We start from the raw sequence: 12672 nt of genomic DNA, 5'->3' as shown, positions 1-12672 counted from the left end.
AATTCGCCACGATGCAAGTCCACAGCATGGAATTCAAGGCGCGCGCCGGGCAGAAGCTGGCCGACCAGCGCCTGCAGCAGAACCTGAAAAAGCTTTCGACCAAGTTTGTCACGGCGCGCGCCGACGCGATCCGCGATATCGATTTCGACGCCACCCGCGAAGCCCTGAAGGAGCGCCGCAACCGCGCGCTGGAAAACCTCGACGTCTGGCTCGCCACGTTCGAAGAGAACGCCACCCAGCGCGGCGCCACCGTGCTGTTTGCCGAAACCACCGCCGACGCCGCGCGGCTGGTGGCCGAGATCGCGCAGAAGCACGGCGTGAAGAAGGTCATCAAGAGCAAGTCGATGGTGACCGAGGAAATGCGCCTGAACCAGGTGCTCGGCGAAATGGGCGTGCAGAGCATCGAGACCGACCTGGGCGAATACATCCTGCAGATCAACGACTCGGAGCCGCCGTCGCACATCATTGCGCCGGTGGTGCACAAGGACAAGGACGAGATCGCCGACCTGTTCGCCAGGGTCCACCACAAGCCGCGGCTGACCGAGATCCCGGAGATGACGCGCGAGGCGCGCGAAGTGCTGCGCCCGGAATTCCTCAGCGCCGACATGGGCGTCACCGGCGGCAACTTCATCATCGCCGAGACCGGCTCGGTGGCGGTGGTCACCAACGAGGGCAATGAAGGCATGTGCACGGTGATGCCGCGCGTGCATGTGGCGGTGACCGGCATCGAGAAGGTGCTGCCGACGCTGGAAGACCTGGCCACGGTGATGCGCCTGCTGCCGCGCTCGGCCACCGGCCAGGCGATCTCCAACTACTTTTCGCTGCTGACCGGCCCGCGCGCCGAGGGCGAGCGCGATGGCCCCGAGCACATGTATTTCGTGCTGGTCGATGGCGGCCGCAGCGGACTGATCGGCGGCGAGTTCCAGGAGATGCTGCGCTGCATCCGCTGCGGCGCGTGCATGAACCACTGCCCGGTCTACCAGAAGATCGGCGGCCATGCCTATGGCTGGGTCTATCCCGGGCCGATGGGCAGCGTGCTGACGCCCAGCTACGTCGGCCTGGCCAATGCGGTCGACCTGCCGCAGGCGGCGACCATGTGCGGCGAGTGCAATCGGGTCTGCCCGGCGTCGATCCCGTTGTCGGACCTGCTGCGCAAGCTGCGCGAGAAGCAGATGGAACGCGGTCTGCGGCCGTGGCAGGAGCGCTTTGCGCTGAAGGCCTGGGGCTACGTGGCCAAGCGGCCCGAACTCTATGCGCTGACCGCCCGCATCGGGGCCTGGCTGCTAGGCCGCATGGGCGGTGGCAACCGGCTCATCGCCAGCCTGCCGCTGGCCGGCAAGGGCTGGACCGAAACCCGCGACATGCCGGCGCCGTCGGGCCGCACGTTCCGCGAACTCTACAAGGAAAGGAGGGCGCGTTCATGAGCGCGACGAATTCGGAGGCGCTGGCGCGCATGCGCGCCGCGCTGGAGCAGCACGTCGCCGGCGCCAAGCCCGCGCAGGACCTGGTGCGCGATTGGCGCGATGCCGGCAAGGCGCTGGCCTTGCCGCCGGTCTATGGGCAGGCCATGGAAGAACTGCTGCGCCGGCTCGAGATGGCGGCGGTGTTCGCGCAGGACAGCTGCTCGTTTTCCAGCACGGCGGTCACCGACCAGCTGGCGCGGTGGCTGGACAAGGCCGCAACGGCCTGAGGCCGCCACGCGCCGCGGCCGTTTTCGCAATTACCGCCGCGGCGCAACGCTTTATCGCTTCATCATTCCCGTCAGCGTCTCGACGAATTCCAGCGACAGCCGCGACAGCGGCTCGGTCTGCACATGGAAGATCTGCACCGAGGCATTGACCCGGGTGCGGATCGGCACGGCAACGATATTGGGCCAGTTCGCGCCGAACACCGTCATGGCATCGACCAGCGCGATGCCGGCGCCGGCCTGCGCCAGCGCGCGCGCCACATGGGCCTGCTCCACCTGCACCCGCATGTCGGGCTGGTCGCCATCGTTGCCGAACATCTCGTGCACCAGCAGCGCGAACGGCACCTCGGGCCCATAGCCGATCAGATCCTCGCCGACCAGATCGGCGGGACGCACCCATTTGCGCGCGGCGAGCCGATGTCCCACCGGCACCAGCGCCACGATCTCGTTCTTCACCAGCAGGCGCGCCTCCAGATTGGGGTGCGTCAGCGGCATGTTCGACACCGCCAGGTCTACCTGTCCCGATAGCAGCGCGCGCAGCATGTTGCCGGGGATCTGCGTGCGCACCACCACGCGCACCGCCGGATGCGCGGCGCGGAAGCGGGCGATCGCGCGCGGCAGCACGGTCTGGCCCAGGTTGGGGCTGCAGGTGATGCGCAGGCTGCCGGTGCGGTTGGCGGCGAGATCCTCGGCGATCTCGTTGACGCGCTCGATCCCTTCATAGACCGCATTGACTTCGCCCAGCAGGCGCCGCGCCTCCGGCGTGGGATAGAGCCGGCCTTTGGTGCGGCGGAACAGTTCCAGCCCGAGCCGCTGTTCGGTGTGCGACATCAGCCGGCTGATCGCCGGCTGTGACACATAGAGCAGCTTCGACGCACCGCTGATCGAACCGGTCAGCATCACCGCGCGGAACACCTCGATCTGGCGCAGGTTCATTTTCATGGCATTAACCTGATGTTAAGGCAGGCGGACATATAAGCATATGACAGTCAATGGCGCCATACCTACACTGGACTCCATCGATACGCCACTCACTGATCTGGAGCGCGGGGAAACACATGGCTGACATTCTTCTCACCTACCTCAACGGCCGGGATATTGCACGGCTGGAAATGACCGATGCCGAAATCATCGCCGCGGTGGAACAGGCGCTGGTCGCGCAGGGCAACGGCCAGACCGTGATCGAGCCGCGCGTGCACCTGATGCCGGACCCGGCCTTCAACGGCCACTTCAACGTGCTGCGCGGCTACGTCGCGCCATTGGGGCTGGCCGGCGTCAAGGTCGTGGGCGATTTCGTCGACAACTACAAGCTCGGCCTGCCGTCGGAGATGGCCATGCTGAACCTGTTCGATCCGCGCACCGGCATTCCCGTCGCGGTGATCGATGCCACCTTCATCACCGACGCCCGCACCGGCGCGCTGACCGCGATCGGCGCGAAGCACCTGGCACGCCGCGACAGCAAGGTGCTGGGCCATATCGGTGCGCGCGGCACTTCGTACTGGAACGTGTGCCTGCTCGACAGCCTCTATGACTTCGACGAGATCCGCGTGCATTCGCGCCGCCCGGAAAGCCGCAATGCCTTTGCCGCGCGGCTGGAGCGCGACCTCGGCAAGAAGATCGTGGTGACCGAGGACTGGGAATCGTGCGTGCGCGGCGCCGATATCGTGGTCGAGGCGTCGCGGCTGGAACGTCCGACGCCGATGCTCAAGACCGAATGGATCCAGCCCGGTGCGTTCGTCGTGCCCTACGGCACCATGAGCGCGGTCGAGCTGTCGCTGACCGACATCATGACGCGGCTGGTGGTGGACGACTGGGGCCAGTGCAAGGGCGGCATGTTCGGCTCGCTGCGCGCGCATGTCGAAGCGGGCAAGCTGTCGGAACAGACGCTCTACGGCGAACTCGGCGAGATCGTCGCCGGCCGCAAGCCGGGCCGCCAGAGCGACGACGAAACCAACCTGTTCTGGCACCGCGGCCTGTCGCTGAGCGATATCGCGCTGGGCCACGCCCTGCTGGAGAAGGCCCGCGAGCGCGGCCTGGGCCAGAAGCTGGTGTACGCATGATTGCCAATGCCCGCATGTACGCGGTAACGCCGCAGGCCGAAGCGGCCTGGCGCGCGCTGCTGGCGCGCGTCTCCGAGCGCGCCGGCGTGGCGTTGCCGTATGTCGAGCATGCCGCGCCCGCGCCGGTCAGCGCGCTGTGGGCGCGGCCGGACTGCGGCTGCGTGTTCATGTGCGGCTATCCGTATGCGAGCGCGCAGGTAACGCCACAGCTGCTGGCCGCGCCGGTTCCATCGCATCCGCGCTACCACCGCAGGCCGGTCTATTTCACCGAGTTCATCGTGCGCGCCGATGCGCCGGTGCAGCGGCTGGCGCAGACCTTCGGCGGGCGACTGGCATGCATGTTGCCTGAGTCGAACTCCGGCTATAACGCACCGCGCCACTACCTGATGCGGCTGGCGCCGACGCGTACGCAGGCGCTGTACCGGCCCGCTGCGATGGCCACCCCGACGCCGCGCGAGGTCATCGACGCCGTGCTTGCCGGCGATGCCGAGGTGGGCGTTGTCGACAGCTATGTGATGGACCTGCTGCGCATCTATGACCCCGCTCTTGCCGCGCGACTGAAGACGCTGGCGCTGACGCCGCCTGCGCCGATTCCGGTGCTGGTCGCATCGGCGGGTGCCGATCCGCAGCAGTGCGCTCGTGTGCGCGCGGCCTTGCTGGGCATGCACGAGGATGCCGCCGGCAGCGCGCTGCTGGCCGCGTTGGGGCTGGCGCGTTTCGTCGCGGCGCAGCCGGCCGACTATGCCTGCCTGCCGGCGATGGCGAACGAAGCGGATCGCGCCAGCTTTGCGCTGACCGGTCCCGCCTGATGACTGCCAAATTTGGGGAAACCGTCATGAAATCCGCTGCAAATGCCGCTGCAAATGCCGCTGTAACGCCTGTCGTGAATGACCTCCGGCGCCTTGCCATGCATGGCCTGTTCGCCTGCGCGGCGGCCTGCGCGACATGGTTCGGTGCGGGGTACGCCCAGGCCCAGCCGCCAGCGTATCCCGCCAAGCCGGTACGCCTGATCGTGCCCTTTGCCGCGGGTGGCCCGGCCGACGTGCTGGCGCGCGCGGTCGGGGAGGGCATCGCCAGGGCTACCGGCCAGAGCGTGCTGGTCGAGAACAAGGCCGGCGCCGCCGGCACCATCGGCGTCGACATGGTGGCCAAGGCAGCGCCGGACGGCTACACCCTCGCGCTGGTGCCGGTCGGCAATATCGCGGTGAATCCGACGCTGATGCCCAACCTGCCCTACAAGCCGTCCGACCTGGCTCCGGTGGCGATGCTGGCCACCGCTGAAAACGTGCTGGTGGTCAACGCGGCCACGCCGGCGAGGTCGCTTGCAGAACTGCTCAGGCTGGCCGCGCAGAAGCCGGGCGAGCTGAGCTTCGCCTCGCCCGGCGCCGGCAGCCAGGCGCATCTGGCCGGCGAGCTGCTGCAGCTCGACGCCAACGTCAGGCTGAACCATGTGCCGTACAAGGGCGTGAGCCCGGCGCTGACCGATGTGGTCGGCGGCCAGGTGACGATGATGTTCGCGCAGCTGTCGTCGGCGCTGCCCTATATCAAGGCTGGCAAGCTGCGCGCCCTCGGCGTGGCCAGCGCCAGGCGCTCGACGGCGCTGCCCGAGGTGCCGACGATCGCCGAGCAGGGCTTCCCGAAGTTCGAGGCGGTGTCGTGGTATGCGTTGATGGCGCCGGCAGGTACGCCGCCCGAGATCGTGCGCAAGCTGAGCCAGCATGCCGACGCGGTGCTGGCCGATGCCGCGCTGAAGGAGAAGCTGGCGACGCTGGGGATGGAGGCGGCGGGCGGCACGCCGCAGCAGCTGGCGGCGGCGATCCAGAAGGAGAGTGTGCGGTGGGCGGGGGTGATCAGGCAGCGGCGTATTACGATCGACTAGTCGTTTGCATGCTGCGGGTTTGCTCCCCTCTCCCATTTATGGGAGAGGGGCGGGGGTGAGGGCGAGCGCGTGCAATGGCGACAGGCTTTACTTCGTTGAAGCTCCGGCCCTCACCCCAACCCTCTCCCGCAAGCGGGAGAGGGAGCACACCTAGGGCAAGCTTAAGCGCCAATCAGCAAAAAAAAGGGGAGCCGATGGTCCCCGTTCTTCTTGCCAGCGCTGTCACCCCAGCAACAGCGCATCGTCATCCAGCTGCTCATGCCGCGTCTGCTCGAACATCTTGAGCAGGTCCGGCACGTCCAGCCCCTTGCGCTTGTCGCCCGAGACATCCAGCACCACCTGCCCCTGGTGCAGCATCACCGTGCGCTGGCCATAGTCGAGCGCCTGACGCATGCTGTGCGTCACCATCATCGTCGTCAGCTTGCTTTCCTCGACGATGCGCGCGGTCAGTTCCAGCACGAACGCGGCGGTCTTCGGGTCCAGCGCGGCGGTGTGCTCGTCCAGCAGCAGGATGCGCGACGGCTGCAGCGAGGCCATCAGCAGGCTCACGGCCTGGCGCTGGCCGCCGGAGAGCAGGCCGATGCGGTCGGTCAGGCGGTTTTCCAGGCCCAGGTTGAGCAGGCGCAGCTTCTCGCGGAACAGTTCGCGCGCGGCGCGGTTCAGCGCCGGGCGGAAACCGCGGCGGCTGCCGCGCGCCATCGCCAGCGCCATGTTTTCCTCGATCGTCAGCGCTTCGCAGGTGCCCGCCATGGGGTCCTGGAACACGCGTGCCACCAGGTGCGCGCGGTCCCAGGCGGGCTTGCGCGTGACGTCGGTGTCATCGATGGTGATGCGTCCGGAGTCGACCATCTGGTCGCCGCTGATGGCATTCAGGAAGGTCGACTTGCCGGCGCCGTTGGAACCGATTACGGCGACGAACTGGCCGCTCGGGATTTCCAGGCTGAGGCCGCGCAGCGCGCGGGTCTCGATCGGGGTGCCGGGGTTGAAGGTGAGCTTCAGGTCTTGTGCGCGCAGCATCTCAGGCACCTCCGTTCTTGCGGGCAAACAGCTTCTTGCGCGTCGCCGGCAGCACCAGCGCGATCGTCACCAGCGCGGCGGTGACCAGGTTCAGGTCCTGTGCCTTGAGGCCGATGAAGTCGCTGTTCAGCGCCAGCGCGATGAAGAAGCGATACAGGATGGCGCCCAGCACCACGGCCAGCGTGGTCCAGATCAGCCGCCGTGCCGGCAGGATGGTCTCGCCGATGATCACCGCCGCCAGCCCGATCACGATGGTGCCGATGCCCATCGAAATATCCGAGCCACCCTGGGTTTGCGCGAACAGCGCGCCGGCCAGTGCCACCAGCGCATTCGACAGCGCCATGCCGGCCAGCGTGGCGCGGCCGGTCGGGATACCCTGCGCGCGTGCCATGCGCGGGTTGGCGCCGGTGGCGCGCATCGCCAGGCCCAGCTGCGAGCTGAAGAACCAGTCCAGCCCGACCTTGGCGACCACCACCACCACGAACAGCACCAGCGGGCGCAGCACATAGTCGGGCAGCCATTCCGGCTGCAGCACGGTGAACAGCGTGGGTTCGGTGATCAGCGGCACGTTGGGGCGGCCCATGATGCGCAGGTTGACCGAGTACAGCGCGATCATCATCAGGATACTGGCGAGCAGGTCCATGATCTTGAGGCGCACGTTGAGCCAGCCGGTGATCCAGCCGGCCAGCGCGCCGGCGGCAATCGCGACCATGGTTGCCAGAAACGGGTCCTGGCCCGCGGCGATCAGCGTCGCTGCCACGGCGCCGCCCAGCGGGAAGCTGCCGTCGACGGTCAGGTCGGGGAAATTGAGGATGCGGAAGGAAATCAGCACCCCGAGCGCCACCAGGCTGAAGATCAGGCCGATCTCCAGGGCGCCCAGAAGGGAAAAGAGGGACATGGGGGAATCCTGTTGCGGGGTCCGGCGTCTGCCTGGCGCCGGTTTTGGGGCGGAGCCGCCGGCACGCCTGGATGGGGCTGCCGGCCGCCTCGCCCTGGTCGGTCCGGCCCGGCCGGGTAGGCCTGGCCGGCGCCGCCGCCGCCTTGCGGCGGCGGCATGGCAGGGCGTGGCTGTGCTTACTTGATGACCGTCTTCGCTTCCTTGACCAGCTCCGGCGACAGCGTCACGCCTTGCTTGGCGGCAGCGCCGGTGTTGACGAACAGTTCCAGGTTGTCGCTGGTCTGCGAGGCGATCGCGCCCGGCTTCTCGCCCTTCAGGATGCGCACCACCACCTTGCCGGTCTGGTGACCGAGGTCGCCGTAGTTGACGCCCAGTGCCGCCACGGCGCCGCGCTTGACGCTGTCGGTATCGGCCGCGACCAGCGGGATCTTCGATTCATTGGCCACCTTGACCAGGGCCTCGTACGCCGACACCACGTTGTTGTCGGTGTTGGTGTAGATCACGTCGACCTTGCCGACCAGGCTCTTGGCGGCCGGGCCGATGTCGACGGTGCGCGGCGCGGCGGCTTCCTTGAGCGTCAGGCCTTCCTTGGCCAGCAGCGCGCTCAGCTCCTTGACCACCACCACCGAGTTGGCCTCGCCCGGGTTGTAGACCATGCCCACGGTCTTGGCCTTGGGCACCACGCGCTTGATCAGCGCAACCTGCTTGTCCAGCGGCAGCTTGTCCGACACGCCGGTGACGTTGGTGCCCGACGCCGACCAGCTCTTGACCAGCTGCGCCGCGACCGGATCGGTCACGCCCGAGTACACCACCGGCACGGTCTTGGTCGCGGCGACCACGGCCTGCGCCGACGGCGTGGCGATGGCGACGATGGCGTTGGGGTTGTCGCCGACGAACTTGCGTGCGATCTGCGCCGCGGTGCCGGTGTTGCCCTGGGCGCTCTGGTATTCCCACTTCAGGCTTTTGTCGGCGTCATAGCCGGCCGCCTTCAGTTCCGCGCGCACGCCGTCGCGGATGGCGTCCAGCGCGGGATGGTCGACGATCGACAGCACCTTGACGGTCTGGGCCTGCACGGCGCCGCCGTACAGCAGTGCCAGCGCCACGGCGCCGCCCAGGATGGATTTGGTTGCTGCGAGACCCTTGGTGGATTTCATTATGTGTGCTCCCCCGAAACTCGGTTCTGGATTGGATACGGCCGCGGATGGTTCGGTCCGCCGTCCTGGACCGCGCGCCGGCTGGCGCACGGTGCCGGTCCGGGCGGGCGCGGCGGCTTCCTGCGGCGGGAGGGAGCGTGCGCGGACGCGTCGGATGCGACAGCGATAAGCCTGCGAGGATACCACTTCCCGCGCACGAAATGGACAGTCATCATGCGGAAGTGGGGCATCCGATGCTGTCAGACGCCCGCTATCCGCCATCGAGGCGCATTTTATTGCGCGGGAACCGGGGTTTGCTTGTGGATTACCCCGATTGCGGTGGCCGCGTCTTCATGCAATTGCGCGTGCCTGGGAGGTCGAGGTTTTCCTCCACCCGGGCGATGCGGGTGGCGCATCGGCCGGGCGCGAACAGGGGCCGTGGGCGCCCCGGCGAGCTCAGCCGCGCAGCGCCGCGGCGCACTCGCGCACCAGCGCCGGGCCGCGGTAGATCAGGCCGCTGTAGACCTGCACCAGCTTCGCGCCGGCGTCGGTCTTGGCGCGCGCGTCGGCGCCGCCGAAGATGCCGCCCACGCCGATGATCGGCACTGCGTCGCCGACCACGCCGTGCAGCGCGCGCACCACGCGGGTCGAGGCCTCGAACACCGGGCGCCCGGACAGGCCGCCGGCTTCGTCGGCATGCGGCAGGCCCTTGACCGCCTCGCGCGAAATGGTGGTGTTGGTGGCAATCACGCCGTCGATCCTGTGGCGCACCAGCGCGTCGCCGATATTGCCGATCTGGTCGGCGTCGAGATCCGGCGCGATCTTCAGTGCCAGCGGCACATAGCGCTTGTGCTGGTCGGCCAGGCGCTGCTGCGCATCCTTCAGCGACGACAGCAGGCTGTCGAGCTCGCTCGCGCCCTGCAGCTGGCGCAGGTTCTTGGTGTTGGGCGAGGAGATATTGACCGTCACATAGCTGGCGTGCGGATAGACGCGCTCCAGGCAGTACAGGTAGTCATCGTTGGCGCGCTCGATCGGGGTATCGGCGTTCTTGCCGATATTCAGCCCCAGCACGCCGCCTTCAGCCTTCCAGCGCGACGCCTGCACATTGGCGACGAAGGCATCGACGCCGCCGTTGTTGAAACCCATGCGGTTGATCAGCGCATCCGCCTGCGGCAGCCGGAACATGCGCGGGCGCGGGTTGCCCGGCTGCGCGCGCGGCGTGACCGTGCCGACTTCGATAAAGCCGAAGCCGAGCGCGGCGAGGCCGTCGATATAGGCGCCGTCCTTGTCCAGCCCCGCGGCCAGGCCGACCGGGTTGGGAAAGCGCACCCCCATGACCGTGCGCGGGTCATCGGCAATGCGGTTGCCGATGCAGCCGCCCAGGCCCATGCGGTGGGCGCGCAGCAGGTTGTTCAGCGTGAAATGGTGGGCGTCCTCGGCATCCATCGAGAACAGGGCGGGGCGAAACAGGGGATAGAGCGCGTTGAGCACGTGGGCAGGCGGCCGGCGGGGCGGCGCGGAAGTCGGGACCAGGGCGGCATTGTAGCGGCTGGCCCGTCCGCGAGGGCGGCCGCGGCGGCGGCCGGTGGCCCGGCCTGGCTAGGGCTGCGTCGCGGGCGGCACCGGCGCGGCGGCCTCCGGGGCCTCGCCGGCGAGGTCCTCGAAGGCATGCCAGTGGTTGCCGGTCAGCACCTGCAGCGGCCGGAAGCGCGCCTTGTACGCCATCTTGCGGCTGTCGGCGATCCAGTAGCCCAGGTACAGGTGCGGCAGGCCCAGCGCATGGGTCTGGCGGATCTGCCACAGGATGTTGTAGGTGCCGTAGCTGGCGTTGTGCTCGAGCGGATCGTAGAAGGTGTAGACCGACGACAGCCCGTCGTCGAGCACGTCGATCATGCTGACCATGCGCAGCCGCCCGGCCTCGGGCGTGCCGGGCGGGTCGCGGAACTCCACCAGGCGCGAGTTGACGCGGCTCTGCAGCAGGAACTGCTCGTACTGGTCGCGGCTGTCCTGGTCCATGCCGCCGCCGGCGTGGCGCATCGACTGGTACAGCAGGTACAGGGAATAGTGCTCTTCGACGTAGGTCAGCGGCGCCACCAGCGCCTGCAGGTGCTGGTGGCGGTTCCACGCGCGGCGCTGCGAGCGGTCCGGCGTGAACTGGTCGACCAGCACGCGGCACGGCGTGCAGGCGTGGCAATCGTCGCAATACGGCCGGTAGGTGAAGATGCCGCTGCGGCGGAAGCCCGCGCGCACCAGGCGCGAGTAGACGTCGGCATTGATCAGGTGCGCCGGCGTGGCCACCTGGGAGCGCGCCATGCGGCCGTCGAGATAGCTGCAAGCGTAGGGCGCCGTGGCATAGAACTGCAGCGCGGACAGCGGTAGTTCCTTCAGCTTGCTCATGACTCTGGGGGCTCCGGCGGGACGGCGCGATGGGCAAGGTGTTCCGGAGCGTCGGCGTCCGCACCCGTGCCAGGATTCAGCCTGCCGGCGCGGCGGGTGTCCCGGCCCAGCGCTCCAGCACCGATTTGTCGAACCGCCACGGACTGATCGCCGGCTGTGCCGTTGCCGCGCGCACATGGGCCACGAATTCGGCGCGGGGGATGGGGCGCGCACCCAGCGAGGCCAGGTGGTCGGTTTCCTGCTGGCAGTCTATCATCGCCACGCCGTGGTTGCCGAGGAACGCGCACAGCGCCGCCAGCGCGATCTTGGACGCGTCGGTACGGTGCGCAAACATCGATTCGCCAAAGAACATACGTCCCAGCGCCACGCCGTACAGGCCGCCGACGCGCTCGCCGCGGTACCAGCTTTCGACCGAATGGGCCAGGCCGTTGCGGTGCAGGGTGCCGTAGGCGGCGATGATGGCATCGGTGATCCAGGTGCCGTCCTGGCCCTCGCGCGGCGTGGTTGCGCAGGCGCGCATCACGGCCAGGAAATCGTGGTCGACGCGGATTTCCCAGTCGGCATCGCGCAGCACGCGCCGCAGCGTCTTGCGCAGGTTGGCCGAGACGCGCAGCGCCGGCGGCGGCAGCACCATGCGCGGATCGGTGCTCCACCACAGCACCGGCTGGCCGCTCGAATACCACGGGAAGATGCCCTGGCGATACGCCAGCAGCAGCCGCTGCGGCGACAGCTCGCGGCTGGCGGCGAGCAGCCCGGGGGCATCGGAATCCGGCCCGAGCGCGTGCTCGACCGGGGGAAACGGATCTTGCGGGTCCAGCCAGGCAATCATGCGGGCTGCGCCGGAGGGCGGGGGACGGTGCGGGGGCGGGCCCGCCGCTCAGGGGGTGACCGTGGCCCGGCTGGTCAGCGGGCGCATGGGTTTGTCGATGTCCAGGCTGTGCAGCCGGAAGCTGCCATCCTGCAGCCGGCCGGCGGCGCGGTCGGCAAAGAAGCAGCGCAGGGTATGGATCACGGTGGGGAAGGCCAGTTCATCCCAGGGCACATCGGCTTCTTCCACCAGCTTCACTTCCAGGCTTTCCTCGCCGGGCGCAATGTCGAGATCGTCCAGCGTGGCGAGGTAGAACAGGTGCACCTGGTGCACGTGCGGCACGTTCAGGATCGAGAACAGTTCGCCCACCTGCACGCGCGCGCCGGCTTCTTCCAGCGTTTCGCGCGAGGCTGCCTGGGCGGTGGTCTCGCCGATCTCCATGAAGCCCGCCGGCAGCGTCCAGAAGCCGTAGCGGGGCTCGATCGCGCGCTTGCACAGCAGGATCTTGTCTTCCCAGACCGGGATCGTGCCGACAACATTGCGGGGATTGACGTAGTGGATGGTGCCGCAGTTATCGCAGACACTGCGCGGGCGGTTGTCGCCGTCAGGCACGCGCAACACGACCGCATGACCACAGTTCGAGCAGAATTTCATGAGGGGCGTCCGGGAGAATGGCGAAAGTGTATCACCCTCGCTCAGCGCGCCGACCGGTCGTGGGAGCGGCGGGGCACCATGGACCGGCATACCGCGGCGGCACTGCCGCGACACCGGCTGGCGGCACCAAACAAAAAAC

The 12672-nt window shown here is 68.2% G+C and carries 13 protein-coding genes; 5 read left to right on the top strand and 8 right to left on the bottom strand.

The features are described from left to right. The first annotated feature begins 11 nt into the window (after positions 1-11). Positions 12-1424 (top strand): LutB/LldF family L-lactate oxidation iron-sulfur protein, encoded by a 1413-nt coding sequence (locus LIN44_RS11530; protein WP_227312200.1) that lies wholly within the window; start codon positions 12-14, stop codon positions 1422-1424. Continuing rightward, on the top strand, positions 1421-1690 hold the full coding sequence (locus LIN44_RS11525) for a hypothetical protein (RefSeq protein WP_227312199.1): 270 nt from the start codon (positions 1421-1423) through the stop codon (positions 1688-1690). Before LIN44_RS11530 ends, LIN44_RS11525 begins: the two co-directional genes overlap by 4 nt. Positions 1691-1741: 51 nt before the next feature. Here LIN44_RS11525 and LIN44_RS11520 read toward each other — a convergent pair whose 3' ends face one another. Further along, positions 1742-2629 (bottom strand): LysR substrate-binding domain-containing protein, encoded by an 888-nt coding sequence (locus tag LIN44_RS11520; protein ID WP_227312198.1) that lies wholly within the window; start codon positions 2627-2629, stop codon positions 1742-1744. A gap of 116 nt (positions 2630-2745) precedes the next feature. On the opposite strand from LIN44_RS11520, the gene LIN44_RS11515 reads away from it, so the two are divergent. From LIN44_RS11515 to LIN44_RS11505, 3 genes are all read left to right on the top strand, one after another. Further along, positions 2746-3747, top strand: a complete 1002-nt coding sequence (locus tag LIN44_RS11515) for an ornithine cyclodeaminase family protein (RefSeq protein WP_227312197.1) — start codon at positions 2746-2748, stop codon at positions 3745-3747. Further along, the gene (locus tag LIN44_RS11510) at positions 3744-4556 is read left to right on the top strand and encodes a phosphate/phosphite/phosphonate ABC transporter substrate-binding protein (protein WP_227312196.1); all 813 of its coding nucleotides are present in this window, start codon (positions 3744-3746) and stop codon (positions 4554-4556) included. Before LIN44_RS11515 ends, LIN44_RS11510 begins: the two co-directional genes overlap by 4 nt. A gap of 98 nt (positions 4557-4654) precedes the next feature. Beyond that, positions 4655-5626: a tripartite tricarboxylate transporter substrate binding protein gene (locus LIN44_RS11505; protein ID WP_370641564.1), complete on the top strand. Its 972-nt coding sequence runs from the start codon at positions 4655-4657 to the stop codon at positions 5624-5626. A gap of 222 nt (positions 5627-5848) precedes the next feature. Here LIN44_RS11505 and LIN44_RS11500 read toward each other — a convergent pair whose 3' ends face one another. The 7 genes from LIN44_RS11500 to LIN44_RS11470 all read right to left on the bottom strand — a co-directional run bounded on the left by LIN44_RS11500 (position 5849) and on the right by LIN44_RS11470 (position 12533). Then, the gene (locus LIN44_RS11500) at positions 5849-6643 is read right to left on the bottom strand and encodes an ABC transporter ATP-binding protein (RefSeq protein ID WP_018004346.1); all 795 of its coding nucleotides are present in this window, start codon (positions 6641-6643) and stop codon (positions 5849-5851) included. A 1-nt stretch (position 6644) separates the two neighbouring features. Next, entirely contained in the window at positions 6645-7541 is an 897-nt protein-coding gene (locus LIN44_RS11495; protein ID WP_062798238.1) for an ABC transporter permease, read from the bottom strand. A gap of 176 nt (positions 7542-7717) precedes the next feature. Continuing rightward, positions 7718-8695 carry an ABC transporter substrate-binding protein gene (locus tag LIN44_RS11490; RefSeq protein ID WP_227312194.1) on the bottom strand — a complete coding sequence of 326 codons (978 nt, stop codon included), beginning with the start codon at positions 8693-8695 and terminating at the stop codon, positions 7718-7720. A gap of 435 nt (positions 8696-9130) precedes the next feature. Further along, a complete protein-coding gene (locus LIN44_RS11485) occupies positions 9131-10165 on the bottom strand; it encodes a quinone-dependent dihydroorotate dehydrogenase (protein WP_227312193.1) in 1035 nt (344 codons plus the stop codon). Between the two features lie 108 nt (positions 10166-10273). Further along, on the bottom strand, positions 10274-11071 hold the full coding sequence (locus LIN44_RS11480) for an arginyltransferase (protein WP_227312192.1): 798 nt from the start codon (positions 11069-11071) through the stop codon (positions 10274-10276). Between the two features lie 76 nt (positions 11072-11147). Then, positions 11148-11900: a leucyl/phenylalanyl-tRNA--protein transferase gene (gene aat, locus LIN44_RS11475; RefSeq protein ID WP_227312191.1), complete on the bottom strand. Its 753-nt coding sequence runs from the start codon at positions 11898-11900 to the stop codon at positions 11148-11150. A gap of 48 nt (positions 11901-11948) precedes the next feature. Continuing rightward, positions 11949-12533 carry an NUDIX hydrolase gene (locus LIN44_RS11470; protein ID WP_011615057.1) on the bottom strand — a complete coding sequence of 195 codons (585 nt, stop codon included), beginning with the start codon at positions 12531-12533 and terminating at the stop codon, positions 11949-11951. Between the last annotated feature and the right edge of the window lie 139 nt (positions 12534-12672).

Source organism: Cupriavidus sp. MP-37 (genome assembly GCF_020618415.1).
Lineage (GTDB): Bacteria > Pseudomonadota > Gammaproteobacteria > Burkholderiales > Burkholderiaceae > Cupriavidus.
Note: the sequence above shows the minus strand (reverse complement) of the source record. Positions and strands in the feature narration are given on the sequence as shown.